Source organism: Paraburkholderia denitrificans (assembly GCF_042655705.1).
GTDB classification, from domain to species: Bacteria; Pseudomonadota; Gammaproteobacteria; order Burkholderiales; family Burkholderiaceae; genus Paraburkholderia; species Paraburkholderia denitrificans.
This window is the reverse complement of sequence record NZ_JBHSMP010000016.1, coordinates 335758-362299: the sequence shown is the minus strand read 5'-3', so window position 1 is coordinate 362299 and position 26542 is coordinate 335758. Positions and strand designations below refer to the sequence as shown.

General features: G+C 61.7%; 26 protein-coding genes. 20 read left to right on the top strand and 6 right to left on the bottom strand.

Annotation, left to right across the window (positions count from 1 at the left end; translation table 11 throughout):
- Window positions 1-32: 32 nt before the first annotated feature.
- The 4 genes from ACFPTO_RS14515 (at window position 33) to ACFPTO_RS14500 (ending at window position 4228) form a co-directional block, all read left to right on the top strand.
- Window positions 33-1004 (top strand): GlxA family transcriptional regulator, encoded by a 972-nt coding sequence (locus ACFPTO_RS14515; RefSeq protein WP_377712055.1) that lies wholly within the window; start codon window positions 33-35, stop codon window positions 1002-1004.
- 209 nt (window positions 1005-1213) lie between these two features.
- Complete coding sequence (locus ACFPTO_RS14510; protein ID WP_377712053.1) at window positions 1214-2236, top strand: arginine N-succinyltransferase; 1023 nt, start codon at window positions 1214-1216, stop codon at window positions 2234-2236.
- 12 nt (window positions 2237-2248) lie between these two features.
- Complete coding sequence (astA, locus tag ACFPTO_RS14505; protein WP_377712051.1) at window positions 2249-3307, top strand: arginine N-succinyltransferase; 1059 nt, start codon at window positions 2249-2251, stop codon at window positions 3305-3307.
- 153 nt (window positions 3308-3460) lie between these two features.
- Window positions 3461-4228: an ABC transporter substrate-binding protein gene (locus ACFPTO_RS14500; protein ID WP_377712049.1), complete on the top strand. Its 768-nt coding sequence runs from the start codon at window positions 3461-3463 to the stop codon at window positions 4226-4228.
- Window positions 4229-4419: 191 nt separating this feature from the next.
- On the opposite strand, the gene ACFPTO_RS14495 is transcribed toward ACFPTO_RS14500, so the two are convergent.
- A complete protein-coding gene (locus ACFPTO_RS14495; RefSeq protein ID WP_377712047.1) occupies window positions 4420-5889 on the bottom strand; it encodes a cobyric acid synthase in 1470 nt (489 codons plus the stop codon).
- A 156-nt stretch (window positions 5890-6045) separates the two neighbouring features.
- On the opposite strand from ACFPTO_RS14495, the gene ACFPTO_RS14490 reads away from it, so the two are divergent.
- Window positions 6046-7041, top strand: coding sequence for a CobD/CbiB family cobalamin biosynthesis protein (locus ACFPTO_RS14490; RefSeq protein WP_377712123.1), 996 nt, complete (start codon window positions 6046-6048; stop codon window positions 7039-7041).
- Between the two features lie 6 nt (window positions 7042-7047).
- Window positions 7048-8130, top strand: coding sequence for a threonine-phosphate decarboxylase CobD (gene cobD / locus ACFPTO_RS14485; protein WP_377712045.1), 1083 nt, complete (start codon window positions 7048-7050; stop codon window positions 8128-8130).
- Window positions 8131-8172: 42 nt separating this feature from the next.
- Here cobD and ACFPTO_RS14480 read toward each other — a convergent pair whose 3' ends face one another.
- The 3 genes from ACFPTO_RS14480 to ACFPTO_RS14470 form a co-directional block, all read right to left on the bottom strand.
- Window positions 8173-9471 carry a cobyrinate a,c-diamide synthase gene (locus ACFPTO_RS14480; protein WP_377712043.1) on the bottom strand — a complete coding sequence of 433 codons (1299 nt, stop codon included), beginning with the start codon at window positions 9469-9471 and terminating at the stop codon, window positions 8173-8175.
- Window positions 9472-9714: 243 nt separating this feature from the next.
- A complete protein-coding gene (locus ACFPTO_RS14475) occupies window positions 9715-10668 on the bottom strand; it encodes a cobalamin-binding protein (RefSeq protein ID WP_377712041.1) in 954 nt (317 codons plus the stop codon).
- A 715-nt stretch (window positions 10669-11383) separates the two neighbouring features.
- A complete protein-coding gene (locus tag ACFPTO_RS14470; protein ID WP_377712039.1) occupies window positions 11384-11779 on the bottom strand; it encodes a DUF3597 domain-containing protein in 396 nt (131 codons plus the stop codon).
- On the opposite strand from ACFPTO_RS14470, the gene ACFPTO_RS14465 reads away from it, so the two are divergent.
- The 7 genes from ACFPTO_RS14465 to ACFPTO_RS14435 all read left to right on the top strand — a co-directional run bounded on the left by ACFPTO_RS14465 (window position 11778) and on the right by ACFPTO_RS14435 (window position 17950).
- A complete protein-coding gene (locus ACFPTO_RS14465; protein ID WP_377712037.1) occupies window positions 11778-11954 on the top strand; it encodes a hypothetical protein in 177 nt (58 codons plus the stop codon). The two genes, ACFPTO_RS14470 and ACFPTO_RS14465, sit on opposite strands and share 2 nt — an antisense overlap.
- 588 nt (window positions 11955-12542) lie before the next feature.
- Complete coding sequence (locus tag ACFPTO_RS14460; RefSeq protein ID WP_377712035.1) at window positions 12543-14069, top strand: NfeD family protein; 1527 nt, start codon at window positions 12543-12545, stop codon at window positions 14067-14069.
- Complete coding sequence (locus tag ACFPTO_RS14455) at window positions 14066-14839, top strand: slipin family protein (RefSeq protein WP_377712033.1); 774 nt, start codon at window positions 14066-14068, stop codon at window positions 14837-14839. The genes ACFPTO_RS14460 and ACFPTO_RS14455 overlap by 4 nt, the downstream gene beginning before the upstream one ends.
- A gap of 313 nt (window positions 14840-15152) precedes the next feature.
- Window positions 15153-15710, top strand: coding sequence for a DUF4760 domain-containing protein (locus tag ACFPTO_RS14450; protein WP_377712031.1), 558 nt, complete (start codon window positions 15153-15155; stop codon window positions 15708-15710).
- Window positions 15711-15972: 262 nt separating this feature from the next.
- On the top strand, window positions 15973-16869 hold the full coding sequence (locus tag ACFPTO_RS14445) for a fructose bisphosphate aldolase (protein ID WP_377712029.1): 897 nt from the start codon (window positions 15973-15975) through the stop codon (window positions 16867-16869).
- Between the two features lie 112 nt (window positions 16870-16981).
- Complete coding sequence (locus ACFPTO_RS14440; RefSeq protein WP_377712027.1) at window positions 16982-17611, top strand: transglycosylase SLT domain-containing protein; 630 nt, start codon at window positions 16982-16984, stop codon at window positions 17609-17611.
- Window positions 17612-17707: 96 nt separating this feature from the next.
- Window positions 17708-17950: a hypothetical protein gene (locus tag ACFPTO_RS14435; RefSeq protein WP_377712025.1), complete on the top strand. Its 243-nt coding sequence runs from the start codon at window positions 17708-17710 to the stop codon at window positions 17948-17950.
- Window positions 17951-18092: 142 nt separating this feature from the next.
- Here the strand turns inward: ACFPTO_RS14435 and ACFPTO_RS14430 are convergent, their stop codons facing one another.
- Window positions 18093-18908, bottom strand: coding sequence for a ProQ/FINO family protein (locus ACFPTO_RS14430; RefSeq protein WP_377712023.1), 816 nt, complete (start codon window positions 18906-18908; stop codon window positions 18093-18095).
- A 179-nt stretch (window positions 18909-19087) separates the two neighbouring features.
- Here ACFPTO_RS14430 and ACFPTO_RS14425 point away from each other — a divergent pair, with 179 nt between their 5' ends.
- The gene (locus ACFPTO_RS14425; protein WP_377712021.1) at window positions 19088-19861 is read left to right on the top strand and encodes an SDR family oxidoreductase; all 774 of its coding nucleotides are present in this window, start codon (window positions 19088-19090) and stop codon (window positions 19859-19861) included.
- Between the two features lie 151 nt (window positions 19862-20012).
- On the opposite strand, the gene ACFPTO_RS14420 is transcribed toward ACFPTO_RS14425, so the two are convergent.
- A complete protein-coding gene (locus ACFPTO_RS14420) occupies window positions 20013-20198 on the bottom strand; it encodes a hypothetical protein (RefSeq protein ID WP_377712020.1) in 186 nt (61 codons plus the stop codon).
- 92 nt (window positions 20199-20290) lie between these two features.
- Between ACFPTO_RS14420 and ACFPTO_RS14415 the strand changes: the two genes are divergently transcribed.
- The 6 genes from ACFPTO_RS14415 to ACFPTO_RS14390 are packed head-to-tail and all read left to right on the top strand — an operon-like array spanning window position 20291 to window position 26525.
- Window positions 20291-22651: a bifunctional salicylyl-CoA 5-hydroxylase/oxidoreductase gene (locus ACFPTO_RS14415; protein ID WP_377712018.1), complete on the top strand. Its 2361-nt coding sequence runs from the start codon at window positions 20291-20293 to the stop codon at window positions 22649-22651.
- Window positions 22648-23433 carry an SDR family NAD(P)-dependent oxidoreductase gene (locus ACFPTO_RS14410; protein ID WP_377712016.1) on the top strand — a complete coding sequence of 262 codons (786 nt, stop codon included), beginning with the start codon at window positions 22648-22650 and terminating at the stop codon, window positions 23431-23433. The genes ACFPTO_RS14415 and ACFPTO_RS14410 overlap by 4 nt, the downstream gene beginning before the upstream one ends.
- Window positions 23430-23981 (top strand): MarR family winged helix-turn-helix transcriptional regulator, encoded by a 552-nt coding sequence (locus tag ACFPTO_RS14405; RefSeq protein WP_377712014.1) that lies wholly within the window; start codon window positions 23430-23432, stop codon window positions 23979-23981. Before ACFPTO_RS14410 ends, ACFPTO_RS14405 begins: the two co-directional genes overlap by 4 nt.
- Before the next feature lie 37 nt (window positions 23982-24018).
- A complete protein-coding gene (locus tag ACFPTO_RS14400) occupies window positions 24019-24876 on the top strand; it encodes an enoyl-CoA hydratase family protein (RefSeq protein ID WP_377712012.1) in 858 nt (285 codons plus the stop codon).
- A 1-nt stretch (window position 24877) separates the two neighbouring features.
- Window positions 24878-26071, top strand: a complete 1194-nt coding sequence (locus ACFPTO_RS14395) for an acyl-CoA dehydrogenase family protein (protein ID WP_377712010.1) — start codon at window positions 24878-24880, stop codon at window positions 26069-26071.
- 43 nt (window positions 26072-26114) lie between these two features.
- Complete coding sequence (locus tag ACFPTO_RS14390; RefSeq protein ID WP_377712008.1) at window positions 26115-26525, top strand: RidA family protein; 411 nt, start codon at window positions 26115-26117, stop codon at window positions 26523-26525.
- The last annotated feature ends 17 nt before the right edge of the window (window positions 26526-26542 follow it).

Sequence of the window (26542 nt, the reverse complement as noted above, 5' to 3'; positions counted from 1 at the left end):
GCTGGACTTGAACTGAATAAATTAGAAACTCGATGAATTCAGCACCTTATGCGGCTGCGCCCCAGGATGGCCGCTTGCGGCCATCCGCGAGCACCTCGCGCTTCAACGTTGTCTTGCTGGGTTGGCGTCAGGCAAAGCCGCTCGATTTTTATCTGATTTCGCATGTGCTCGACATGGGGCGTCTGATCAGCAAGACAGATCAGATCCATGTCCACGATGCCGGTTGCGGCAATCCGGCGCCGGGTATGCGGTGTGACGTGCTGGTGCTATGTGAAATGCCGCCGTCCGATACCGATAGCGCGCTTCACACGTTAAGGCAGTGGATAGAGGTGGCAAGCCGCGTCATGTTGATCGGCGAAGCGGTCAAATGGTTTTCGGGCACGCCATGGGCGCGCGGCTTGCGCGTTGCGTTGCATTGGAATGATTCGCCTCCGCTGAGTGCCGGCCTTGAACATGTGATCGTTTCACCGTCGATCATCGAACATTGCGGAAAATGGACGACCTGTTGTGGCGGAGCCTCCACGCTGGATCTCGGCTTGCAACTCGTGAGGGATATTCTCGGCACGAAGGTTGCGAGCGAACTGCTCGGTGTGCTCACAAAAGATCGTATTCGCGAACCGCATGAGCGCCAGCGCGCGGATACGAGGTTTCACTTCGGCGAGGCCGCGCCGAAGCTGTGCGAGGCCATTGCGCTCATGGAAGCCAATATCGAGGAGCCGTTGCAGACAGAGGAAATCGCACAATTGCTCGGTATGTCACGGCGTCAACTCGAGCGACTGTTCAAGCAGCACCTCGATACCGTTCCGTCGCGGTATTACCTCGATCTGCGCTTGCAGCGCGCGCAGCAGATGCTCAGACAAACCGATCATTCGATCTTGCAGATCGGGTTGATGTGCGGCTTTTCATCGGCGGCGCATTTTTCGACCACCTATCGAACCGTCTTCGGAATTGCGCCGAGGGAAGAGCGTCAGCAGATTTTGAAGTCGCTGGGTATCAACGTTTGATGGATCGCGTGTGAACGCGCTGGCGGTCGTGCGGTACCGTGGGCAACGCAGGAATTTCACGCAAAAACCCTCGGATGTCGCAAATCTGAATTGCGGTCGAATTACGGCTGCATACAATGGCTCAGACAGATGAACGGCATCGAGCCCAGGCGTGCACCACGCATGCTTTCCGGGCGCTTGCAAACGCAGTACCCAGGATGAAACGACCTATGTGGATTACTCGCCCCGCACGCGACGCGGATGCTGAAAAACTGCTCGCCATTGCAGCGCAGGCCGACCCTTTGGTGCATACCTTTCCCCGTGACAGGGCGAGTATCGAGGATGCCATCGCGCGCACGAATGATGCGTTGTCTTTGCAGGTAGATGTTCCCTGTGACGAATACTATTTGATGGTGCTTGAAGACCCGGCCGGCGATCTGCGCGGTGCTGCCGCAATCTGTTCGGCTGCCGGGTCCGGCGGCGCATTTTTCGTCTATCGGAACGACGTGATACATCACGTGTCGCGCGATCTAAAAATATCCAACAGTGTCCACGCACTGACACTCTGTTCCGATCTGACCCACCACTCGCAGCTCCAGGGCTTCTTCATTGGCGAGGGCTGCGATGCGCCATGGGCTGCATCGTTACTCTCGCGTAGCCGCCTCATGTTTGCGGCCCGCGACCGGCAGCGATTTGGCGAGGACTTCGTTGTTTCGCTCGCTGGCTGCATGGATCAGGACTACCAGTCTCCGTTCTGGAATGCGATCGGCCGCAAATTCTTCGATATGGATCTGATCAGTGCCGAGCGCATGATCCGTGGCGCGCGCAACGGCACGCTCATCGTCGAAGTCATGCCGCACTATCCGGTATACGTTCCGCTCCTTCCCAACGATGTCCGGGCATTGATGGGGCAGATGCACAGCGAATCCAATCTGCCATTCGAGATTCTTGAGAAGGAAGGGTTCAGGTCGGATCGTTACATCGATATTTTTGACGGCGGACCGATTCTCGTCGCAAATGCATCGCAGATTCGCACCATCGCCGAGGCGCGCACGTACTCGATTGACGCATCCGAAGTCGCCGAGACGGCGGAGAGGTATCTGGTCGCGAACGTTGGGGCACCAGAGGCATTCCGCTGCGTGGTTTCGCGTGCGACGCCGTGGATCGGCGACGGCTACGTGGCATTGCCGAAGGAAACGCTGGACGCGTTGTGTCTGTCGAGCAACGACTCTGTCATTGTTGCTCCAATGTGAAGTTCAAACATCATGATCGTATTCCGTTCAATCAGAAATTCGGATCTTGACGCGCTGTTTTCGCTCGCGCGCAGTGTCGGTATCGGCATGACGACCCTCAAAGCCGACCGGTCGGCACTGGAGGACCGGATTGCGGTTGCCCAGGCATCCTTTTCGGGCGCCATCGACTCTAAACTTGCGGATTACATGTTCGTCCTCGAGGACACCGGGTCGAATCAGGTTGTTGGTGTCAGTGCCGTCAAGGCTTCGGTGGGTCTGGACGAGCCGTTCTATAGCTACCGGGTCTGCCGCCTCGTTCACTCCAGCCCTAAACTCGACATCTATTCGCAGAAGGAAACACTGATTCTGACGAACGATCTTACGGGGGCCGCCGAACTCTGTACGCTGTACCTGAATCCCGAGTTTCGGGGCGGCACCAACGGAAAGCTGCTCTCAAAAGGGCGGCTGATGTTTGCGTCGAATTTCATTCATCTTCTGCCAGAGCTTATTTTCGCGGAGATGCGCGGGTATCAACGGAACGACGGAACCTCTCCCTTTTGGGACAGCCTTGGCAAGCATTTCTTCAAAATGGATTTCGGCAAGGCCGACGACATGTCGAGCGTGGGGACCAAATCATTTATTGCGGAATTGATGCCGCGCTTTCCGATTTACACCGATTTCCTCACGGAAGATGCACGTGAATACATCGGCGCGGTCCATTCGGCAACAGCACCGGCGAAGCGCCTGCTCGAACAGGAGGGGCTGAATTTCGAAGGGCTTGTCGATATTTTTGATGCAGGTCCTGTCCTCCAGGGGCATGTCAGCCAACTGCGCATTACCCAGGATAGTGAGTTGGCCATCGCACGACAGGGCAGTGAACAGCATTCCGACGAAGCAACCTCAGGCCGGCGCCCGATGATGGTAAGCAACACGCTGTGCAAGGATTTCCGCGTCATCGTGAGCTATGCGGAGCCGCAGTTCGGCTCCATTGCTTTGGGGCGGGAAGAACTCGCCGCGCTAGGCATTGAGCCCGGCGACCCCGTTCGAGTGGTCGCAATGAATGGCCAGGAAATCCGGAGTAAAGCCAGCTGACCGGATCAAATTTTTTTGCGGCCACCCATGATGTTATTGAAAAGTGGGTGTTTTTAATAAACCTTTTTAAAAAATAGAACGATGCTTTATGTCGATGCGACGAACGTTGCCCCGCATGAATAACATCGATCGAGATATACGAGGAGTCAAACAGTGAAAAAAATTCTTTCGAAGTTGATCGTTTGCGCGCTCGCCGCTTCAGCGGGAAGCGTCTATGCCAATGACTGGACGACGATCCGGTTTGGCGTGGACCCGAGCTATGCTCCATTCGAATCGAAGTCGGCCGCAGGGAAGGTCGTGGGTTTCGACGTCGATCTCGGCAACGAAATCTGTCGACGTCTGAACGCGAAATGCGTGTGGGTCGAGCAGGACTTCGATGGTGTGATTCCTGCACTGAAGGCGAAGAAGTTCGACGGCATCCTCTCTTCGATGTCTGTCACGCCGCAGCGTTCAGCTGAAGTTGCGTTCTCGGCGAAGCTGTTTGACACGCCGACCCGTCTCGTCGTGCCGAAGGGATCGACGCTCCAACCGACCATCGAGTCGCTGAAGGGCAAGACAGTCGGGGTCGAGCAGGGGTCGGTTCAGGAAGCGTACGTCCGGGCGAACTGGGCGTCGAAGGGGGTACAGATCGTGTCGTACCAGAATCAGGATCAGGTTTATGGCGACCTGATTTCCGGCCGTCTGGATTCGGCGCTGCAGGATGAAGTGCAGGCGGATCTCGGGTTCCTGAAAACGCCCCGTGGCGCGGGTTTCCAGTTCACGGGCGCGGAAATCCCGACTGGGGCGGCAGCGATCGGCCTGCGTAAGGACGATACCGACCTGAAGCAAAAGATTGACGGAGCGATCGTCGCGATGCTCAAGGACGGCACGTACCAGAAGCTCGCAAAGAAATACTTCGACTTCGATATCTACGGCAAGTAATTGCGCACGCCGGCCGTATCACGATGAGCTCCTTCGGGAGCTCATTTACTTTTGGTGGTTCTGTTGCCGCAAGGCGCTGTGGCGTGGCAGGCATTGACGGGCGCCCCCGAAAAAACTCGCTTCGAACCCTGAGCAGCAGTTCATCGAGTGAATGTGACCCAGGCGAATCACAGCGCACCACACGCGGACCTTCAGGTCATGCTCTCCCAGAGTGCGTCGAGATTGACGCTCGATGCGACTGCGTCGGCGAGCCGTTCGATGGATGCCAGTCTGCGCGCATCATGATCGACGCGCTCCACCTGACCCAGACCCGCCCAGCGCAGCAGGGCCGTGCAGGCGTCGGGCGAATCGAACAGCCCGTGCAGGTAAGTCGCCAGAATCTGGCCGTCTTCCGAGAGTGCGCCGTCGTGGCGTGTCGCGTTGCCGTTGGAGAGGCGCAGCGCGGGGCGGGAGCAGGCGGGTCCTTCGGTGATGCCCATGTGGATCTCGTATCCGCGCACCGGTGCTTCTCCGTCTACGAGGAGCGTGCCGGCCGTGTTCACGAGTTGTTTGTGCGGTTCGAGTGTCGTGACGTAATCGAGCAGCCCCAGGCCCGCTGTGCGTGTTACGGGGCTTTCGATGGCGAGCGGATCGTGCAGTTCGCGCCCGAGCATCTGCAATCCGCCGCAGACCCCAATCAGCTTGCCGCCATAGCGCAGATGGCGACGCAGGTGCGTGTCCCAACCGTGCTCGCGCAACCAGGCGAGATCGCGCTGGACGCTCTTGCTACCCGGCAGGATCACGAGATCCGCAGCCGGCAGAGGCTCGCCGGCACGAACGAAGCGGAAGTCGACTTGCGGATGCGCACGCAACGGATCGAAATCCGTATGGTTGCTGATGCGCGGCAGCGCAGGAACGACGACGCGCAGCACTTCGCCGGAGGCCAGGTCTTTTCGGTGCTGTTTCGGCAGCATGTCCTCGGCATCGAGCCACAATCCCGGGACGAACGGCACGACGCCGAATACGGGTTTGTTCGTCTGCATTTGAACCCAGTCGATCCCGGGTTTCAGCAGGGATACGTCACCGCGGAATTTGTTGATGACGATGCCTTTCACAAGAGCACGTTCATTTTCGGGCAGACAGGCCAGCGTGCCGAGAATCTGGGCGAAAACACCGCCCCGATCGATATCCGCGACCAGCACGACCGGGCAGCCGACGGCGAGTGCGAACCCCATGTTGGCAATATCGCCCTGACGCAGGTTGACCTCGGCCGGACTGCCTGCCCCTTCGACCAGCACGAGATCGCTTTTCGCCTTCAGGCGGTTGTACGATTCGAGCACGGCCTGCATGGCGATGGGCTTGTAGTGGTGATAGGCTCGCGCATCGAGATTGCCGCGCGAATGGCCCTGCACGATGACCTGAGAGCCCGTATCGCTATTTGGCTTGAGCAGGACTGGATTCATGTCGGCTTCAGGTGCGATGCCGGCGGCGAGTGCCTGCCACGCCTGCGCGCGACCGATTTCTCCGCCGTCGATGGTCACCGCGCTGTTAAGCGACATGTTTTGCGGCTTGAACGGGGCGACCCGTTTGCCATCACGGGCGGCAATCTTGCAGAGCGCCCCGACGAGGGTGCTCTTTCCAGAGTCGGAACTCGTCCCCTGGATCATCAACGTGTTGGCCATGTCGCGTACCTGAGCAGTGTGGAATCTCCGCGCTTGCCGCATCACGCGCGGTGGGGCGGGGTCGTATTATGTCACTCGCTCAAGGGTCTGAAAAACGGGAGTGAAATTGAACGTGTTGAATCGAAGCCATTGGACGTTGTGCCGGAGTGCCGGATGATTGCCGCACTCAGTGCATCGACTGTCTGCATGCTGTGTTTTGCGGGCGTTATCCTCGACGCAATATTCGGCGAACCTTCCCGGTTTCATCCACTGGTTGGCTTCGGCCGGTGGGCCACGTGCGTTGCGCGCGCATGCAATCCAGACAGGCAGGCCGCGCACGCGTCCGAAGCGCATGTGCATGCCATGCCGGTTGTTGCGCATGCGTTGCTTGCCCGGCTGGCGGGCGTGGCAGCATGGGCACTCGCGGTCGTTCCTCCCGTGGCGCTCCTGGCCGTGCTAACGCATCGCCTTCCCACGATGTTGTCATGGACGTTGCACGTCGCCGCACTGTGGTTCGCGCTCGGCGCGCGCAGCCTGATCGATCATATCGCGCCGGTCGAACAGGCACTGCGTGCAGGCGATCTGGCAAAGGCCCGAGCGCTAACTGCCCGGGTGGTGACGCGCGATCTTTCCGACGCCGACGAACCGGCTGTCGCGCGGGCGGCAATCGAGTCCGCGCTGGAGAACGGCAACGATGCGATCTTCGGGGCGTTATTCTGGTTCGCTGTGGCCGGGGGGCCCGGTGCGCTGGCGTTTCGCCTTGTCAACACGCTCGATGCGATGTGGGGATACCGCACGCCGCGTTTCAGGTATTTCGGCTGGGCGGCCGCGCGGCTCGACGATGCGGCGAATTTTCTGCCGGCCCGGCTAACCGCATTGACGTACGCGCTGTGCGGCAATTTCAGGTTGGCCGTCGCGTGCTGGCGGACGCAGGCGTCGGCGTGGGACAGTCCCAACGCCGGGCCGGTGATGGCCAGCGGCGCCGGCAGTCTCAACGTCGCCTGTGGTGGGGCCGCCTGGTACCATGGCGTGCTGGAAGCGCGGCCTGCACTGGGATGCGGCCATGGTCCCGGCGCAGCCGATGTTGGCCGCGCACTGTCACTGGTCAAACGCTCAATCGTGGCGTGGCTTGCGGTCATGGCCTTGCTTGCGACCGCGTCTGCACTTGTCTAAAAACGTATGCTCGATTTCACTCACTCAACACACGTGCCCCATGGCGGCAATCTCGGCGAGGCTGCCCGCCGATATGGCATTGCACGTGAAACCTGGCTGGACCTGTCTACGGGAATCAATCCCAACGGGTTTCCGGTGCCGCCGGTCGATGCGCAGACGTGGCTCCGGCTCCCCGATGACGACGACGATCTGGAGGCCATTGCTGCCGCGCATTACGGTGCTGCGCGAGCGCTCGCAGTGGCCGGCACGCAATCCGCCATCCGGATGCTGCCTGCCGTTTTGCCCAAAGGGCGTATCGGCATCGGCTTGCTCACGTATGGGGAATACGCACCCGCCTTCGAACATGCGGCGTTTTTCGTGGATCGTTTCGTCACGCGGGAATGTGCTGACATGCACGGTGCAGCTTCGTTCGTGCTGGAGCCAGGGAAGCCGCTGCCTGTGGATTTAAAGCATCTGGTCCTGGTGAATCCGAACAACCCGGGGGCCGAACGGTTCACGCCTGAGGTCATCCTCGGCTGGCACAAAGAACTCGCGATGCGCGGCGGCACGCTGGTAATCGACGAGGCTTTCATCGAGTCGACTCCCGAACTCAGCGTGGCGAAGTTCGCGGACCGTGACGGCCTGATCGTGCTGCGCTCGGTCGGCAAGTTTTTCGGGCTCGCTGGTGCGCGCGTGGGGTTCGTGCTGGCTGGTGCGCATGTCGATCGGGCAATGCGTTACCTGCGTGGCCCCTGGAGCATATCGGGTCCGGCGCGCATCGTGACACGTTCTGCGTTGCTGGACACGGCGTGGCAGGCGCAGACGCGAATCAGGCTTGCCGCCTCGGGCGAGAGGCTCGCGTGTTTGCTCGGGCAATACTTCGCTGGCGTGCAGCATACGTCGCTCTTCTGCTGGTTACGCGATGAGCGGGCTTCGCGGTGGCAGGATGCACTGGCCCGTCATGGCATCTGGACACGGCGGTTCGAGGTCGTGCGCGGGCTGCGTTTCGGCCTGCCCGCGGATGAGCCGGAATGGGCGCGGTTAGCTGCCGCGCTTGACGTTGCCAGCCAGGAAGCGAACGGGCAGTGCGTGCGCAATCAACAAGATTGAAAAGACCGGACAGAAGGATTTCGTGCAGCCCACTCGAACCTGCTAAAAGGTTTTGCCACGGAAGATCGCTGCGATCAGGGCTGGGTTGGATGGCCAGTAGCCGTGCATGTAGGTTGCGACGATCGCGCCCGACCGGAAAACAGGTTCGCCGGCCGTGGCGGACTGCGGCCCGATGGCGTGATACTCGGGCTGTAGCGGAGTCGTCATGCTGGAGTAGTGGAACGTGTGGCCGGTCAGCGCGCCGTATTTCGTGTGCAGCGATTGCATGCCGAGCGACGCGAGCTGCTTCTGCATGGCCGCCCGTCCCGGTAGCAGGCCGAGCATGGTCGTCGATGTGCCTTCGACATCGGTCAATTCGTCGAGCAGATACAGCATGCCGCCGCATTCGGCGAGAATCGGTTTGCCCGCCGAGGCGTGTGCGCGAATGCTCGTGGTGCTGGCCTGGTTTCCGGCCAGCGCGGTCGCATGCAGTTCCGGGTAGCCGCCGGGCAGATATAGCGCATCGGCGTCGCCCGGTATGCGTTCGTTCGCCAGCGGCGAAAAGAACGTGACGCGCGCACCGAGGCTTTCGAGCAGGCTCACGTTGGCCGGATAGATGAACGAAAAAGCTGCGTCGCGCGCAATGGCGATATGCATGCCAGCAAGCAATTCGGGTTGCGGGCAGGCGGGCAGCGAATGAAAGCTGACCGGCGCCGGCAATTCCGCCAGTGCGGTATCGGCCAGTGCCCGTGCGGTGACGGCGATGCGGGACTGGAGGCCGTCGATTTCGGCTGCCTGATGCAACCCGAGGTGCCGCTCAGGCAGCGCGATGTGTTCGGATGTCGCAAGGTAACCGAGCCAGCGCAGGCCAGTGGGCAGGCCGTCCTGAAGCATCTGTGCGTGTTGCGCCGAGCCGACATGGTTGGCCAGTACACCGTGAATGACGACATCCGGCCGATACTGCGCGAGGCCCAGCGCAATGGCGCCAAACGTCTGCGCCATTGCCTGGGCCGAGATCACAGTCACGATGGGAATGCCGAAAGCCGCGGCGAGATCGGCGCTGTTCGGTGTGCCATCGAAAAGCCCCATTACGCCTTCGATCAGGATCAGGTCCGCCTGTTGCGCGGCCTCGGCAAGTAGCTGGCGGCATCCATGTTCGCCTGCCATCCACAGGTCGAGCGACTGTACCGGCGCGCCGCTGGCATGTTCGAGGATCATCGGATCGAGAAAATCCGGGCCCGTTTTGAACACACGTACCCGTCGGCCGAGCTGGCGATGCAGCAGCGCCAGACCGGCCGTAACCGTGGTTTTTCCCTGGCCTGAGGCGGGACCGCTGATCAATAGTGCGGGGCAGGAGGGCACGCTCAGAACTCCACGCATTTTTGCCCCTTCACATCGTGCCCTTCGCGGCGGCCTTGGGTCATGCGTTCATGGGATTCGGTATCGGTCTTCATGGCTTACCTGTTCCAGTCGCAGTGTCTTCGTGACTGATGTCTGGTGGGTGAGGCGTGACATCGTGCCGGAAGCCGAGGCCGATCGTCAACCGACGTACAGGTTCCACATCGGAACAGATGCGCATACGGCGAATACGCGGCCGCACATCGACTACCTCGGCATAGCACCTCCCGTTGGCCGTCGCAATCGAGCCTCCTCCAGATCCTCACACAGTCGCGCGGCACCCTGCGCAAGGCGTGGGGCGGGGCGGTTGATCAGATCGCCATCGATGGTGAACAGGTTGCCCCGCGCCACGGCGGTGAGCGTGGGCCATGCGAGCCAACGCTCAATGCTTTGGCCGTGCTTCTCTGGGGCGGTCGCACCGGGCGAGGCGGACACAATTGCCTCCGGGGCGGCGGCGAGCACGGACTCGGTCGATAGTGTGGTCACGGCGGACGGCAAGTTCGCGAATACGTTTCTGCCCCCGCACATCGCAATGACATCGCTGATGAACTGCGTGCCGTTGAGCGTCATCAGCGGGTTGTCCCACACCTGATAGAAGACATCGACCGTAGGCCGGTTCGCGTAATGCGCCCGTAGCTGATCGATTTTCAGCCGGTACGCGCTGGCTGCCGTCTGTGCCGTGCTTTCCGTGCCGAGCAGGGTGCCGATGCGCTGCAGCGAAGTCGCCACATCGTCCAGACGGCGCGGTGCGCTAAAGAACAGTGGTATATGCAAGGCGCGCAGCCGGTCGATTTGCGGTTGAGCATTGCCATGCGGCCACACAATCACCAGATCCGGATGCAGTGCCACGATACCTTCGAGGTCGAGCGAATTGTAGCTGCCAATGATGGGTAGCGTTTTAGCCTGCGGTGGATAGTCGCTGTACGAGACGGCCCCGACCAGTTTGTCGCCGGCGCCTGCTGCATAGACGAGTTCGGTGATGTGCGGCGCAAGACTGATGACGCGTTGCGCAGGTGCGGGTAATGACACGGTGTTGCCGGAATCGTCGGTGGCCGAAACGGGTTGGGCATGTACTAGCGGCGAGGCGATCGCACCCACTACGAGCACGCAACGAGCGAGGTATTGCGCCCATGCGCCAAAGGCGGTGGTCGCGATCGTCATGTGCGTGGGGTCTTTAGCGTGGGCATCAAATAATCATTCAGTACATGTTGAGCGGGATCGCTACCGTGGAGGAACACACGAGTGAGATGGATGGATTTTTCAGCCAGTGAAGGAGAACTGGTTTGGGCGCATGCGGGATTGTAGGTCGACGTCGCCACTTTTTGCTCCGTGGCTCGGGACGCTGTGCAGTGAAGGGTATCTGTTGATCACCGCCGCGACCGTGCGGCGAAGTGCTGCAATCCTTTGGTGCCGCGTTTATCTAAAATTTTACATAAGATAAATTAACAACGTTAATTCGCTAGCAGACCCCCCGTCAGAAAAAGCAGCTCTGGGAACTGAATTTTGGAAGATTTTGGAACTAAATCAAGGAAAACGCTGCAATGCAGCCGTTTCCAATGTTTAGTTCCCAAAAACGCAGCAACTCGAAGAGGAAAACGCAAAGCTTAAGCGGCTTGTGGCTGCCCTGTCATTGGACAAAGCCATGTTGCATGGATGTACTGTCAAAACATTACAGTGGATGCAATAAAAAAGCCACCTTCACGTGGCTTTTTGCGTTTTAGTTGGCAAGCGAAACGAACAAAGGACACTGACGCATTCTGCGACAACCGCAAGGCCCGTCACCGCTTTGTGTTGAACTTGTCTCGGAGCCCGGCGCGCTGTCTCTACGCATTTGCAATTAGAAAAGCGGCCGGGTCCGGTGCCGCGTCACCCCAATTCAGTGGGCAAGATCGTCGGGCAGTTTGCCGCCATTCGCTGCGAGTGCAGTCATTACTTGACTGTGCAACCAGACGTTCATGCTCGCAGAGTCGTTCGTTTCACCCGTGTATTTCAGTTCCTGGGTGAGTTGCTTGCGATGCTCGAGGCTGCTCTCTACTCCCAGTGCTTTAAGGGTGTCGACAATCGATGTCCGCCAGTTCAGCGTCTGCCCGCTTTCCGCAACGAATTGATCCATTACTGCGCCGACATCGACGTCTGCCAACGGTGCCGGTGCTGCTTCGGGCTGTGCTGCCTGTGCGGCGGCCGGGTCAGGTGTCGCCTCCGTTGCGGGAGGCGCAGCGTCGGGTTTGGCCTTTTGAAACAATTTATTCACGATATCGCCGAAAATGCTCATGTTTGCCCTCGTCTGGATCAGGATTGCAGGTGTGCATCCACGTCGATACGTCATGGATGAAACGCGTCCGGCCAGGGCAGTATGCACGAGCAACGATGATGGCAATGTGAAAGCTGAGCAAGGCGGCATCTTCATGTACGCCTTCTCGATCAATGTGCGCCAACCCGCCTCATGACATCACCAAAATTTCACTGCTCTTTAAAACGTTTAATTACGAAAACCTAATAATCTGAAGTTAGAGTTGCGCGTGACGAACGGCGACCGAGTAGCGGCGTTCGAGCCATACCAGTGCGAAATTCGAAATCGATCAACAACAGCAGCATCAGCACGAGATCGGGTACCGAGCTGATCATCGTGGTATAGGCCGTCGCACACGCTGCGAGCGGCCGGTTGAACTGGATACATCTGATGTGTGTGGCCATTGTATGCAGCCGCGATTCGGCCGCATTTCGGATTTCCAACGCTCGAAGGTTTTTGCGTGAAACTTTGGCCTGGCCCAGGGTACTCCACTAGTGCACAGACGACGCTCACACCCCGGGTCAAGCGCTTCACTCCGGAATTTTTCAGGCGCTGAAATCGGCTTGCCGCGTCAGCCGGTCAGCGACGTCTTCGCAATGGCGCGCTTTCCATGATTTAAAAGAGGTTAGTTAACGTTTTTGTTTTTTCACGCCGGCAATTGGGATCGCATCGCGCCTCGCCCGGAAACCGCCTAATCTTTAGATATCGGGCCATTTCCTTTACTGCACGCCGTCCGGAAGTTCCGATGCCCATTCATCGTACTTCACAGGCGGCGCTTGATGCGCCGCCGTCCCACCCGCGCCATCCAGTGTCGGCACGGGTCGTCCGCGCAGCGCTGTTCGCGGCGCTGCTCGTCGTCTGCGCCGTTGCTGCGGCGCCCACCGCGCCGCCGGCCGTCGTCGTGATGACCGTCAACGGCGCGATCGGCCCGGCGAGCGCCGATTTCATCGTGCGCACGCTCGACCATGCCGCGAAAGAGCACGCGCCGCTCGCCATCCTTCAGCTCGACACGCCAGGCGGACTCGACACGTCGATGCGCCAGATCATCAAGGCCATCCTCGCTTCGCCGGTGCCGGTCGCCACCTTCGTCGCGCCGAGTGGCGCGCGCGCCGCGAGCGCGGGAACCTATATCGAGTACGCGAGCCATTTTGCGGCGATGGCGCCGGGCACCAACCTCGGCGCGGCGTCGCCGGTGCAGTTCGGCATCGGCGGCGCGGGCCGCCCAAGCGGCCCCGCAGGTGCTCCCGCAATTGCCCCCGCGGGTGCGCCAACCGGTCCAGCATCGGGCGCGCAGCCCGGCGCCGCGCCAGGCGACACGGAATCGACTGAAACCCGCAAGGTCATGCACGACGCCGCCGCGTACATCCGCGGACTCGCGCAGCTGCGCGGGCGCAACGCCGCATGGGCCGAGCGTGCGGTCCGCGAAGCCGTGAGCTTGTCGGACACCGAGGCGCTGGCGCAGCACGTCATCGATCTGATCGCGCAGAACCCCGCCGATCTCGCACGTCAGCTCGACGGCCGCACCGTCACGACATCAGCCGGCACGGTGCACGTTGTAACCGCACATGTGCCGCTCGAATACGTCGAGCCGGACTGGCGCAACCGGTTCCTGTCGATCATTGCCGATCCGAACGTCGCCCTTATCCTGCTGTCGCTCGGCGTGTACGGCCTTTTCTTCGAATTCGCAAACCCCGGATTCGTGCTGCCCGGCGTGGTCGGTGCGATCTGCCTGCTGGTCGGCCTGTTCGCGATGCAACTGCTGCCCGTCAATTTCGCGGGCCTTGCCCTCGTGCTGATGGGGCTGGCGTGCCTTGTCGCCGAAGCGTTCCTGCCCACCTTCGGCGTGCTCGGCTTCGGCGGCATTGTGGCATTTGCGATCGGCTCTCTGATGTTGATCGACACCAATGCGCCCGGCTACGGCATCCCGCTGCCGCTCATCGCGGGCCTCGCGTTCGGCGGCGCGGCGTTCGTCGCGGCGGTGTCGAGCGTTGCGTTGCGCGCCCGGCGTCGGCCCGTCGTGACGGGTGCGGAGGCGATCATCGGCAGTGTCGGCGAAGTGATCGACGATGGCCTGCGGCACGATCACCCGGCCGGTTCCGCAGGCGCTGCATCGGCGGCCACGGGCTGGGCGCGCGTCCGTGGCGAGCGCTGGCGGGTCGCCTGCGATGCGCCGCTCGCCGCCGGCAGCCGGATTCGCGTGACTGGCCGCAGCGGCCTGATGCTGACCGTCGTGCCGCTCGCCGGAGCGGTGCGCCAGGGAGAACAATCATGATCGGCTACACGTTCGGCTTTTCCAGCATTCTCTTTTTACTGGTGTTGTTGCTCGCCGCCTCGTCGATACGCATCTTCCGCGAATACGAACGCGGCGTCGTGTTCATGCTCGGACGCTTCTGGAAGGTCAAGGGACCGGGACTCGTGCTCATCATCCCGATGGTCCAGCAGGCGGTACGCATCGATCTGCGCACGGTCGTATTCGATGTGCCTTCGCAGGACGTGATTACGCGCGACAACGTGTCGGTGAAAGTCAACGCCGTCGTGTACTTTCGCGTGGTCGATCCGGAAAAGGCCGTGATTCAGGTTGCGCGCTACATGGAGGCGACGAGCCAGCTCGCGCAGACGACGCTGCGTGCGGTGCTCGGCAAACATGAACTCGACGCCCTCCTCGCCGAACGCGAGCAACTGAACGCCGATATTCAGAAGACGCTCGACTCGCAGACGGACGCATGGGGAATCAAGGTGTCGACCGTCGAAATCAAGCATGTCGATCTGAACGAGACGATGATTCGCGCCATCGCGCGCCAGGCCGAAGCCGAGCGCGAACGCCGTGCAAAGGTGATCCACGCGGAAGGTGAATTGCAGGCATCCGAAAAGCTGCTGCAGGCTGCGCAGCGGCTCGCACAGCAGCCGCAGGCGATGCAGTTGCGCTACTTGCAGACACTCACCACGATCGCCGCCGACAAGAACTCGACGATCGTCTTTCCGTTGCCGATCGACTTGCTGACCACCCTGCTCGACCGACTCGGCATTCGCGGTGAGCGCTGAACTTCAACGCGCAATCCCACGCAAATCCGCAGGCAAATTCTTTGGCGCAAACGTAGTAAATGCACCTGCTTGATACGCCGGATATCGAGGCTTATCTTGGTACCTTGTCTCGCGAAACCGGCCTGAAGAGATGAAGAAACTGGCAAAATTCGCTTCGCTTGTATCGAGACTACTTCTGGCTGCCGTTCTTTGCGCTGCCGTTTCAGCGGCCTACGGACAGCATCACCGTCGCGGCGCGCATCGCGCGGCCGCCGCCGCCGTGCACAGACCGGCGCAATACGACAGCTATTCGCGTGAAGAAATCGACGGCAAATTGAGCGATCTCGATGCGAGCGTCGGCGCACGGCTCGATGCGGCGAGCCAGGCAATGGGCACGCGTCTCGATGCGCTGGAGAAAAAACAATCGGCGCAGTGGTGGATACCGGCCGTGGCCGCCGCCGTTTTCTCCGCGATTTTCACGCTGCTTTTCAAAACCATCAGTGACCGCCACCAGGCCCGAAAGGCGGCGCTCGAAACGTCCATGGATTTCGTCAGCCAATTCAGCGACGACGATTGGGAGATGGCCATCGGCGATGCCATGGATGATCTGACTAGCCCGGAGCGTTTGAAGAATCCCGATTCGTTCAAGCGGATTGTCCACGTCGGCAACTGGTTCGAAGAACTTGCGCGCGCCTGGCGAGGCAATCAACTCGACACGGAGTATATAAAGCGCAACGATCTGCACAACCACGCGAAGGCGTTCTGGAGCAAGCTTGAAGAGGCGCGCCGCGCGTGCGAAGCGGACACGACCAATCCTCGCTCTGTCGATATCGCCAGGCTGCAGAAAGATTTCTGGAAAAATCTGCAGTGGCTTGCGACCCATGTTACCTAGCGGCCTGTCGGCATAGAACCGGCATAAAAATATATCCGCATAAAAGCGCGGCGCTGCCGCAGCCCTGGTGAAGATCAATCCTGACTGCTTCATATCGGCAAATGAGCGGCTACTGAGCGGCCATTGCGCCGCGCACGTTGTTGTGTCCGCCCGCACACAACAAAGCGTGAATTCGCCGTGACACAAGTACACTTCGTGAAGACGGCCCGCGACGGGTTCGAAGGCTCGCGCCGTAATGGCGCCCTATTTCGGAGGAAGAGTCATGGCGAACGACACGATGCTGATGCAGATGCGCGACAAACCCGGCTTTATCGCGGCCCTCGACCAGAGCGGCGGTTCGACGCCCGGTGCGCTGCGTCAGTACGGCATTCCCGATAGCGCATACAACGGCGACGACGAAATGTTCCGTCTCATCCATGCAATGCGCGTGCGGATTATCACGGCACCCGCGTTTACGGGTGAAAAGGTGATCGGCGCGATCCTGTTCGAGGCCACCATGGACGGCATGGCGCAGGGCAAGCCGGTACCCGCGTTTCTGTGGGAGGACCGCGGTGTCGTGCCGTTCCTGAAGGTCGATAAAGGACTGGAAGCCGAAGTGGACGGCGTGCGTTTCATGAAGCCGATTCCCGCGCTCGATGGCCTGCTGGGCCGCGCGGTGAAAGCGGGTATTTTCGGCACCAAGATGCGTTCGGTGATCGAGCGCGCTTCTCCATCGGGCATTGCGGGCGTAGTCGCCCAACAGTTCGAACTGGCGGCTCAGATCGGCTCACACGGCCTCGTGCCGATCCTCGAACCCGAGGTGTCCATCAAGATCGCCGACAAAGCGGAAGCCGAGTCGCTCTTACGCACCGAATTGCTCAAGGGACTCGATGCGTTGCCCAGCACGCGCAACGTCATGATCAAGCTGACCATTCCCGATACACCGGATTTCTACTTGCCGCTGATCGATCACCCACGCGTCGTGCGCGTGGTGGCGCTCTCGGGCGGCTATACGCGCAGCGATGCGTGCCGGCGCCTCGCCGCCAACCACCGGATGATCGCGAGCTTTTCGCGGGCGCTTATCAACGATCTCACGAAATCCATGAGCGAGCCCGAATTCGATGCTGCGCTTGCGCAGAGCATCGACGAGATCTGGAAGGCATCGGTCGACAAAGTCTGACCTTGGTGCGCCTGTTTTCTGTGGCCGCAGAAGGATGCGTGCACAATTATCTTGCCTTCAAGGCATAAGGTTATACTTGACGCTTTCTCCTTCTTCTCGACACGCACTGGCCATGAGGCGACTGATTTGCCTGTTTGTCCTGCTGCCGGGCCTCCTTCAACAAACGTGGGCCCAGCAGCCACCTGCCGCCGACACTATTTCGACGTACCTCACGCAACGGTTCGGCGTGGCGAAGGCCAAGGCCGTCCAGATATCGGCAGCGGTCACTTCGGCCGCGGAAAAATATTCTCTGCCGCCCGCCGTCCTCCTCGCGATCATTTCGATCGAATCGCGCTTTCGCGAACGCGCGCGCGGCGCCAACGGTGCGACTGGCCTCATGCAGATCGTGCCGTCGGCGCACCGCAATCTGCTGCACAACGTAAAAAACCTCACTAGCCCGGACGTCAATATCGACGTCGGTTCGTCGATCCTTTACGGCTACCGGCGTGCCGCGGGCGGCGACCTGAGCGCCGCGATGAAGAACTATGGCGGCTCGTCCACCTACGTCGAGAAGATCGAGTCGCGCGCTGCCGAATTCGCATCCCTCTTCAAGAGCGCACAAACGGGCCAGAATGTTGCGAGCGCATCCACCGTGGTCGCGGCTGCGGATGCCAATGCCGACGCATCCACCATCACCGCATCGGCCGTACCGGCCACGCCCGAAGTTACAGCCATCTCAACCGCCGGACACGGCGCAAACTGAGTTCATGTGAACCGGTGAATTGCCGCCTGGCTGCGCCGGAGCATTAGACCCGTTAGCGCAAATCGAGTCGTGGTTTTATCTGACTATCGATAAGAATTGCGTAGCGGCATCGTCGATTCCGCGGTGTGCGAACTTGCTGCGCTCCACATTCTGATCGATCTCATTCCGACGAATTTTCATAAAGATCGATCGCGAAAAACGGTTGATAACCGGGCGATGCGCCTTGTTGTCGCGCGTCACGTACGGCGTCAATCACTGACGATTGTGTTGCGCAACTGCGTCGGCGAGATGCGGATTGAATGCGTCGGCTTGCGGATGCCTTACCGTGCGACCGCATGAGCGTGTTTGCTTTCGCCTGATCCAACGCAAAACACCTGCGCAAACGAAAGAACCCCGGCTATTCAGTCGAATATCCGGGGACATACAAAAGGCGGGGTATGCCCGCGCCGGGCGCCAAGGCCCGGCAATCGGCCAATATCGCTTATGCGCCAGTCACAGGGGGCTCGGCGCCCTCGGAGGCCTGCGCCGGAGCCTCTGCTTCGATTTGCGGCTGCGGCTGCTGCGGTTGCGCCTCGGACGGCGCCTGAGCGGCTTCCTGCGGCTGGGCCTTGTCCGTTTCCTTCGCCTTGGCGGCTGCTTCGGCCTTCGCCTTCTGGCGCGCCAGCGCCGCGTTCGCGCGGCCGATATGCGACGGATCGATGCCCGGACCGGCCGACACGCTGCCGTCCAGTTCGTAGCGCGAGCCGCCCGCCGCGACGCGCTCGTGATAGCGCGGATGGTTCACGTGGCGTTTGAGCACCGCCACGATAACCGTGCGTTCATAGTCGGGGTGACGCGCAACAAGATCTTCGGCGACGCCGATTTTCAGCGGCGAACGTTCGCGAAACGCGGGATAGAGTTTTGCAAAAACGTTCCAGATGGTGTTGAGCTGGCGGTTGCGCTCGATGCGCGCCTTTTCGGCATCGCTCAGGTTGGCAGCGGGCTGCGGCTGCGGGCGTGCGGGCCGCTGGCGCTGCTGTGCGGGGCGCTCGCCGGGCTTTTGCGGACGAGCCTGCTTCGGCTGCTGGGGCTTTCCGCCCTGTGGCCGGCCGCCCGGCTGCGGGCGCGCGCGCGAACGTGCGTCCCGCGACGGGGCGTCTTTTGCAGGCGCAGGCTGCGCCTTGCGCGCCGGTTTATCCTGCGGCGCCTGCTGTTGTTCTTCGGGCGTTTGCCCCGAGCCCTTCCCCATGCTTTTCCGGATTTCCAGAAGACCTTCCTTGAAGCTCAGGGTGCGGCGTTGTTGCGATGCGGCTTTCACGTCCAGCTCTCTTCCATATGGGATCGGACGCTATGATACCGAATCGCGAGCCGCATTTCCGGCGCGGTGATTTGCGCGCCGCTCAATATCACGGTGTGATGTGACAAGCGGCCCGTATTCGTCCATCCGGCGCTGCGCGATTATGCGCGTGTGCCCTCGCCTTTTTTCCCCGGATTTCAATGACTCCTTCCACGCTCTCCGGCGGCTCGATTTGCGCCATCGTCACTGGACATACCCGCGGTCTCGGCGCCGCGCTCGCGGACAATCTGCTCGCGCGCGGCATTCGGGTGCTTGGCCTCGCACGCAACGCACATGCGTCGTTTGCCACACGCCACGTCACGGCATTTTCGCAAACGGTGCTCGATCTCGCCGATACCGCCGCCATCGATCAATGGCTCACCACGGACGCGCTACGCACCTTCGTCGGCGAAGCCGACTGCGTGCTCTTGTTCAATAACGCGGGCACGGTCGACCCCATTGCGCCGTGCGGCACGCAAGACGCGAACGCAATTGCGCGCGCCATTGCGTTGAATGTTGCCGCACCGCTCATGCTCGCGAACGCGCTCGCTTCACCACGCATAGCCAGTGCGAAAACCACGCGCCGCATCATGCATGTTTCGAGCGGTGCGGCGCGTAACGCCTATGCGGGCTGGAGCGTGTATTGCGCGACGAAATCGGCCCTCGATCATCACGCGCGCGCAGTGGCACTCGAAGCGCCGCCCGGCGTGCGTATCTGCAGCGTGGCGCCTGGCGTGGTCGATACGGCCATGCAGGCGGCGATTCGCTCGACAAGCGTTGAACAATTTCCCTTGCGCGAGCGCTTCGAATTATTGAAGCAGAACGGCCAGCTCACGACGCCGGAGGCGGCGGCGCAGCAGTTGATCGACTATGCGCTCAGTGATGCATTCGGTGCGACGCCGATTGCCGATGTTCGCGAACTCGCAAAATCCTGAAACCGATCCCGCAAACGCTCACCTCAGCGTGATTCCCAAGAGGGTATCGCGCAACACAAAGGGTTGTTTCATCTGCGTTTTAGGCAGCTTTGCCACGCGCATGAATGATCCGTTCCCGCAAACTCTCACCACAGCCTGGCAATCGTGCCGGTCAGGTCAGCACGACACGCGGGTGTACGGCCTTCAGGCGCCGTGCACCACCTGCCAGCGCGATGGCGAGCGCGGTGATCGAGCGACCCATCACCGATACCTGAAACGTGTGCGATAACGGGTACAACCTGCACGGCAAGCCGGGCATGAACGTGGCCTGCCATGCGAACCCGTCGCATCGTGGCATTCTCGCCATCCCGTCAATTTACTTGACACCTAAAGTAACTGGCTCTACATTGAATCTGCGAAACACGGAATAACCAAGGCAAGGGAGCGAGCATGCGCATTGCTTGTATTGGCGGCGGCCCCGCCGGCCTGTACTTCGGCCTGTTGATGAAGCGCCGTCACCCGGACTACGAAATCACGGTATTCGAGCGGAACCGGCCCTATGACACGTTCGGTTGGGGCGTGGTGTTTTCGGATCAGACGCTTGGCAACCTCCGTGTAGCCGACCCCGAAAGCGCGGACGAGATTCTCGACGCGTTCAATCATTGGGACGACATCGAAATTCACTTTCGCGGCCGCACGATCCGCTCGTCAGGACACGGTTTTTGCGGCATCGGCCGCAAGCGCCTCCTGAATATTCTTCAGGCGCGATGCGAAGCGCTCGGCGTGAAGCTCGTGTTCGAGACGCAAAGCACGGACGACGACGTCGGTGAAGCCGACCTCATCATTGCGAGCGACGGCCTCAACAGCGCCACGCGCCAGAAATACGCGGTCACCTATCAGCCCGACATCGACGTGCGCGATTGCCGTTTCGTATGGCTCGGCACCTCGAAGCTTTTCGAGGCTTTCACCTTCGCGTTCGAACAAACCAAATGGGGCTGGTTCCAGGCGCACGCCTATCGCTTCGACGACAGCACGTCCACGTTCATCGTCGAAACGCCCGAGCACGTCTGGCGCGCCGCGGGCCTCGACACGATGAGCAAGGAAGACAGCATCGCGTTTTGCGAAAAGCTTTTCGCGCGCTATCTGGACGGTCATACGTTGCGCTCGAACGCGGCCCATCTGCGCGGCTCGTCGCAATGGATCCGCTTTCCGCGCGTCGTCAACCGCGAATGGGTGCACTGGAAGCCGCGCGCAGCGGGCCGCCAGACTCCGGTCGTGCTGATGGGCGACGCGGCCCATACGGCGCATTTCTCGATCGGCTCCGGTACGAAGCTCGCGCTCGAAGACGCCATCGAACTCGCCAACAGCATGGATGCGCATCCCGGCGACCTACACGGCGCGCTCGCGCACTACACGAGCGTGCGCAGCGTGAACGTGCTGCGGATCCAGAACGCCGCGCGCAATTCGACGGAATGGTTCGAGCACGTCGAGCGCTACGCGCAGTTCGAGCCCGAACAGTTCGCCTATTCGCTGCTTACGCGTTCGCAACGCATTTCGCACGAAAATCTGCGCGAGCGCGACGCGCGCTATCTCGGCGGTTTCGAGTCGTGGCTCGCGTCGCGAGCCGGTGCTGGCGAGCGCGCCGTTCCGCCGATGTTCACGCCCTACACGGTGCGCGGCGTCACGCTGAAGAACCGCGTAATGGTGTCGCCGATGGCGCAGTACTCGGCGCGCGACGGCATCCCCGGCGACTATCACCTCATGCATCTCGGTGCGCGCGCAATGGGCGGCGCGGGACTCGTGATGACCGAAATGACGTGCGTGTCTCCGGAGGCGCGCATCACGCCGGGATGTCCGGGGCTGTACACGGCCGAACAGCGCGATGCATGGCGCCGCATCGTCGATCTCGTGCACGCGCAGTCGGATGCGAAGATCGGTATTCAGCTCGGTCACTCGGGTGCGAAGGGCTCGACTCGCGTTGCGTGGGAAGGCATCGATCAGCCACTGCCCGATGGCAACTGGCCGCTCGTCTCGGCTTCGCCGCAACAGTATCTGCATGGCGTGAGCCAATGGTCGCATGAGGCGAGCATCGAAGAACTCCGAGAAATCGAGGCGCAATTCGTGCGCTCGACACAGAGGGCGGTTGAAGCGGGCTTCGACTGGCTCGAATTGCACTGCGCACACGGTTATCTGCTGTCGAGCTTTCTCTCGCCGCTCACGAACCGGCGTACCGACGCATACGGCGGATCGCTCGCCAACCGGCTGCGCTACCCGTTGCAAGTATTCGCGGCCATGCGCGCAGTGTGGCCGAAAGACAAGCCGATTTCCGTGCGGATTTCGGCTCACGACTGGGTGGAAGGCGGCAACACGCCCGACGATGCCGTCGAGATCGCACGCGCCTTCAAGGCGGCGGGCGCCGACATGATCGATGTCTCGTCGGGGCAGGTGAGCAAGGACGAGCGTCCGGTCTTCGGCCGCATGTTTCAGACGCCGTTTGCCGACCGCATCCGCAACGAGGCCGGCATTGCCACCATCGCGGTTGGCGCAATTTCCGAAGCCGATCACGTGAATGGCATCATCGCAGCGGGCCGTGCGGACCTGTGCGCGATTGCGCGTCCGCACCTCGCGAATCCTGCGTGGACACTCACCGAAGCCGCGAAGATCGGTTATTTCGACGTGATGTGGCCGCGCCAGTACACGGCGGCCAAGAGTCAACTCGAACGCAATATCGAGCGTGAGCGCGCTATGGCCGCGGCCAGCGCGGGCCTCTCTCCGCTTCAACGTGCGCAGCGCGCGGAAGGAGCGGTATGAACACGACAGCGCAATCTCTCTCCGGCCGTCACGCCGTCGTTACGGGCGGCGGCAGCGGCATCGGTGCAGCAACTGCGGCCGCCCTGCTGCGCGCGGGCGCGCGTGTCACGCTGATGGGCCGCGACGGCGCACGCCTCGAAAGCCGGCGTGTAGCGCTGGGCGGCGGCGAAAACGTGGCGTGCGTGAGCGTCGACGTCAGCGACGAAACCGCTGTCGATGCCGCCTTTGCGCATGCAACCAAAGGCTTCGGCACCGTCGACGTTCTCGTCAATAACGCGGGCCAGGCGCAGGCGGCGCCGTTCGTGCAAACCGATCTATCGCTCTGGCGGCGCATGCTCGACGTAAATCTGACCGGAGCATTCCTCTGCACGCGCGCCGTGCTGCCCGGCATGCTCGCGCAAAAACATGGGCGCATCGTCAACGTTGCGAGCACAGCGGGTCAGGTCGGTTATCCCTATGTGGCCGCGTATTGCGCCTCGAAACACGGCGTGATCGGCATGACGCGTGCACTCGCGCTCGAAGTCGCCACGCAGGGCGTGACCGTCAACGCGGTGTGCCCAGGCTACACGGAAACCGAACTTCTCGATGCATCGCTCGAGCAGATCGCGCGTAAAACATCGCGCAGCATCGCCGAAGCGCGCAGCATCCTCCTGCGCCACAACCCGCAGCAGCGTTTCATCACGCCCGACGAGGTCGCCGACGCGGTGCTGTGGCTCTGCGCGCCCGGTTCGTCCGCGATTACCGGGCAGTCCCTATCCGTTTCTGGTGGAGAAATCACATGACCTCGCCCGCATCCTCCCGCAAGACGTCCGCCGCGAAGACGCCGCTCAAAGGTGTGGCGATGCCGGCCGATAACGTCGTCGACATGGAGATGAGCACGGGCGCGGACAGCCACATGGGCCTGCGTCTGTGGTTGCGACTGCTCACCACGACGAACCTCGTGCAGACCGAACTGCGCCGCCGCCTGCGCATCGAGTTCGATACGACGTTGCCGCGCTTCGACCTCATGGCGCAGCTCGAACGCCATCCGGAGGGGCTGCGCATGACCGAGCTGTCGCGCCGCATGATGGTCACGGGCGGCAACGTCACGGGCATTACCGATCAACTCGAAAAAGAAGGCCTCGTCGTGCGCGATGTCGATCCCGGCGACCGTCGCTCGATTGCAGTGCGCCTCACGCCCGCAGGCCGCGCGCTGTTCGATCGCATGGCCGTTGCGCACGAGCAATGGGTGGTCGAAATGTTCGGCGGCCTGTCGCTCGACGACAAGTCGGAAATGCACGAGCGCCTCGGCAAGCTCAAACAGCATCTGCACGACAGCCAGCAAGACTGAACCGCTGCTAAAGCACAGGCATGACAGGAGACATATCTTGACGACAACACGTTCCGACGCCAGCACACTTTTCTCAGGCAATCGCGTCACGCTGGCCGGCTACCGCGCACAACATTTCGGCTGGTCGGTCGAAGGCCGCGTCGCGACCATCACGCTCAATCGCCCTGAGCGCAAGAATCCGCTCACGTTCGACTCGTATGCCGAGCTGCGCGACCTCTTTCGTCAGCTCGCCTATGCCACCGACATCAAAACCGTCGTGCTGTATGGCGCGGGCGGCAACTTCTGCTCGGGCGGCGACGTGCATGACATCATCGCGCCGCTAATCGATCTGCCGATGCCGGAACTGCTGATGTTCACGCGCATGACCGGCGATCTCGTCAAAGCCATGCGCCATTGTCCGCAGCCGGTGATCGCCGCGGTCGACGGTGTCTGCGCGGGCGCGGGCGCGATCCTCGCGATGGCCTCCGACCTGCGCTACGCGACGGCCCGCAGCAAGCTCGCATTTCTCTTTACGCGCGTAGGCCTTGCGGGCTGCGATATGGGGGCGTGCGCGATCCTGCCGCGCATTATCGGCCAGGGGCGCGCAGCCGAACTGCTGTACACGGGCCGCTCCGCGAGCGGTGAGGAAGGCATGGCGTGGGGCTTTTACAACCGTCTGTGCGATCCCGACACGCTGCTCGCCGATGCGCAGCGACTCGCCGCCGATCTCGCCGCGGGTCCGACCTTCGCGCACGGCATCACCAAGACGATGCTGCATCAGGAATGGACCATGAGCATCGACGAAGCGATCGAATCGGAAGCGCAGGCCCAGGCCATCTGCATGGCGACGCGCGATTTTGGCCGCGCCTACGAGGCATTCGCGGCAAAGACCCGTCCGGTTTTCGAGGGAGACTGATTTGAACGCAGCCGCTGCAATCAATCTTCACGACGCACTCGCCTGGCCGTTCTTCGAGGACCGCCATCGCGCGCTCGCCACGGGCATCGAAACGTGGGCGCGAGAACATCTCGCCCACGTGCCACACGACGACATCGACGCTACCTGCCGCGCACTCGTGCGCAAACTCGGCGACGGCGGCTGGCTGCGCTACGGCGTAGGCGGCACCGCATACGGCGGCCACGGCGACATGATCGACACGCGCGCCGTGTGCCTGTTGCGCGAGACGCTCGCGAAGCACGCCGGTCTCGCGGATTTCGCGCTCGCGATGCAAGGACTCGGTTCCGGCGCCATCTCGCTCGCGGGCAACCACGCGCAGAAATCGCACTATCTGCCGCGTGTCGCGCGCGGCGAAGCGCTCGCCGCGTTCGCCCTTTCGGAACCGGAAGCGGGCTCGGACGTGGGCGCCATGACGCTCGCCGCACGCGCGGAGGGCGAAGACTATGTGCTCGACGGCGAGAAAACGTGGATCTCGAACGGCGGTATCGCCGACTTTTACGTTGTGTTCGCACGCACCGGCGAAGCGCCGGGCTCGCGCGGTATCAGCGCGTTTATCGTCGACGCAGATACGCCGGGACTCCAGATTGCCGAACGCATCGACGTGATTGCGCCGCACCCGCTTGCGCGACTGCGTTTCGCCGGTGCGCGCGTAAAGCGCAGCCAGATGCTCGGTGTGCCCGGCGAAGGCTTCAAGATCGCCATGCGCACGCTCGATATCTTCCGCACCTCGGTTGCTGCGGCGTCGCTGGGTTTTGCGCGCCGCGCCATGGCCGAAGGACTCGCACGTGCTGCGTCGCGCAAGATGTTCGGGCAAACGCTCGGCGATTTTCAGTTGACGCAGGCGAAGCTGGCGCAGATGGCGCTGACAATCGACAGCAGCGCCCTGCTCGTTTATCGCGCGGCCTGGCTGCGCGATCAGGGCGAGAGCGTCACGCGCGAAGCGGCGATGGCGAAATGGCATGCCAGCGAGGGCGCACAACAGGTGATCGATGCAGCCGTCCAGCTTTGGGGCGGGTTGGGCGTGCAAAGCGGCACGACAGTCGAGACGCTCTATCGCGAGATCCGCGCGCTGCGCATCTACGAAGGCGCGACGGAAGTGCAGCAACTGATCGTCGGGCGCGACCTGCTCAAGGAGCACGCGGCGGCGCAAGCGTGATGCATCTGCAACCGGACATGTCACTCATCGAATTGAACGACACATGAAAAAAGCCCTTCTGCCCGCAGGCTGGGTCAAGCCGCGCGGCTACGCAAACGGTGTCGCCGCGAGCGGCACGCAGGTCTATATCGCCGGTCAGATCGGCTGGGACGAGAACGCGTGCTTCACGAGCCGCGAATTCGGCGCGCAGGCCGTGCAGGCGCTGCGCAACGTTGTCGCGGTGCTCGACGCCGCCGGCGGCAGGCCTGAACATCTCGTCCGCATGACGTGGTATGTCACCGACAAGCACGAGTATCTGGCCTCGCTTAAAGCGATCGGTGCGGCGTTTCGCGAACTGATCGGCGACTACGACATTGCCATGAGCGCGGTTCAGGTCGTCGCGCTGATCGAAGACGACGCCAAGGTGGAAATCGAAGCCACTGCCGTCATTCCCGATAGCGCGCGCGCCGCCTGATCGAGCCACGGCAAAGC

Excerpts from the sequence above, each read along its gene's own strand:
- ACFPTO_RS14410 (WP_377712016.1), top strand. The coding sequence starts at position 22,648 with ATGAACACGACAGCGCAATCTCTCTCCGGCCGTCACGCCGTCGTTACG.
- ACFPTO_RS14455 (WP_377712033.1), top strand. The coding sequence starts at position 14,066 with ATGATCGGCTACACGTTCGGCTTTTCCAGCATTCTCTTTTTACTGGTG.
- cobD (WP_377712045.1), top strand. The coding sequence starts at position 7,048 with ATGCTCGATTTCACTCACTCAACACACGTGCCCCATGGCGGCAATCTC.
- ACFPTO_RS14405 (WP_377712014.1), top strand. The coding sequence starts at position 23,430 with ATGACCTCGCCCGCATCCTCCCGCAAGACGTCCGCCGCGAAGACGCCG.
- ACFPTO_RS14460 (WP_377712035.1), top strand. The coding sequence starts at position 12,543 with ATGCCCATTCATCGTACTTCACAGGCGGCGCTTGATGCGCCGCCGTCC.
- ACFPTO_RS14420 (WP_377712020.1), bottom strand. The coding sequence starts at position 20,198 with ATGCCACGATGCGACGGGTTCGCATGGCAGGCCACGTTCATGCCCGGC.
- ACFPTO_RS14515 (WP_377712055.1), top strand. The coding sequence starts at position 33 with ATGAATTCAGCACCTTATGCGGCTGCGCCCCAGGATGGCCGCTTGCGG.
- ACFPTO_RS14415 (WP_377712018.1), top strand. The coding sequence starts at position 20,291 with ATGCGCATTGCTTGTATTGGCGGCGGCCCCGCCGGCCTGTACTTCGGC.
- ACFPTO_RS14425 (WP_377712021.1), top strand. The coding sequence starts at position 19,088 with ATGACTCCTTCCACGCTCTCCGGCGGCTCGATTTGCGCCATCGTCACT.
- ACFPTO_RS14475 (WP_377712041.1), bottom strand. The coding sequence starts at position 10,668 with ATGACGATCGCGACCACCGCCTTTGGCGCATGGGCGCAATACCTCGCT.
- ACFPTO_RS14470 (WP_377712039.1), bottom strand. The coding sequence starts at position 11,779 with ATGAGCATTTTCGGCGATATCGTGAATAAATTGTTTCAAAAGGCCAAA.
- ACFPTO_RS14495 (WP_377712047.1), bottom strand. The coding sequence starts at position 5,889 with ATGGCCAACACGTTGATGATCCAGGGGACGAGTTCCGACTCTGGAAAG.
- ACFPTO_RS14510 (WP_377712053.1), top strand. The coding sequence starts at position 1,214 with ATGTGGATTACTCGCCCCGCACGCGACGCGGATGCTGAAAAACTGCTC.
- ACFPTO_RS14445 (WP_377712029.1), top strand. The coding sequence starts at position 15,973 with ATGGCGAACGACACGATGCTGATGCAGATGCGCGACAAACCCGGCTTT.
- astA (WP_377712051.1), top strand. The coding sequence starts at position 2,249 with ATGATCGTATTCCGTTCAATCAGAAATTCGGATCTTGACGCGCTGTTT.
- ACFPTO_RS14465 (WP_377712037.1), top strand. The coding sequence starts at position 11,778 with ATGTTTGCCCTCGTCTGGATCAGGATTGCAGGTGTGCATCCACGTCGA.
- ACFPTO_RS14440 (WP_377712027.1), top strand. The coding sequence starts at position 16,982 with ATGAGGCGACTGATTTGCCTGTTTGTCCTGCTGCCGGGCCTCCTTCAA.
- ACFPTO_RS14390 (WP_377712008.1), top strand. The coding sequence starts at position 26,115 with ATGAAAAAAGCCCTTCTGCCCGCAGGCTGGGTCAAGCCGCGCGGCTAC.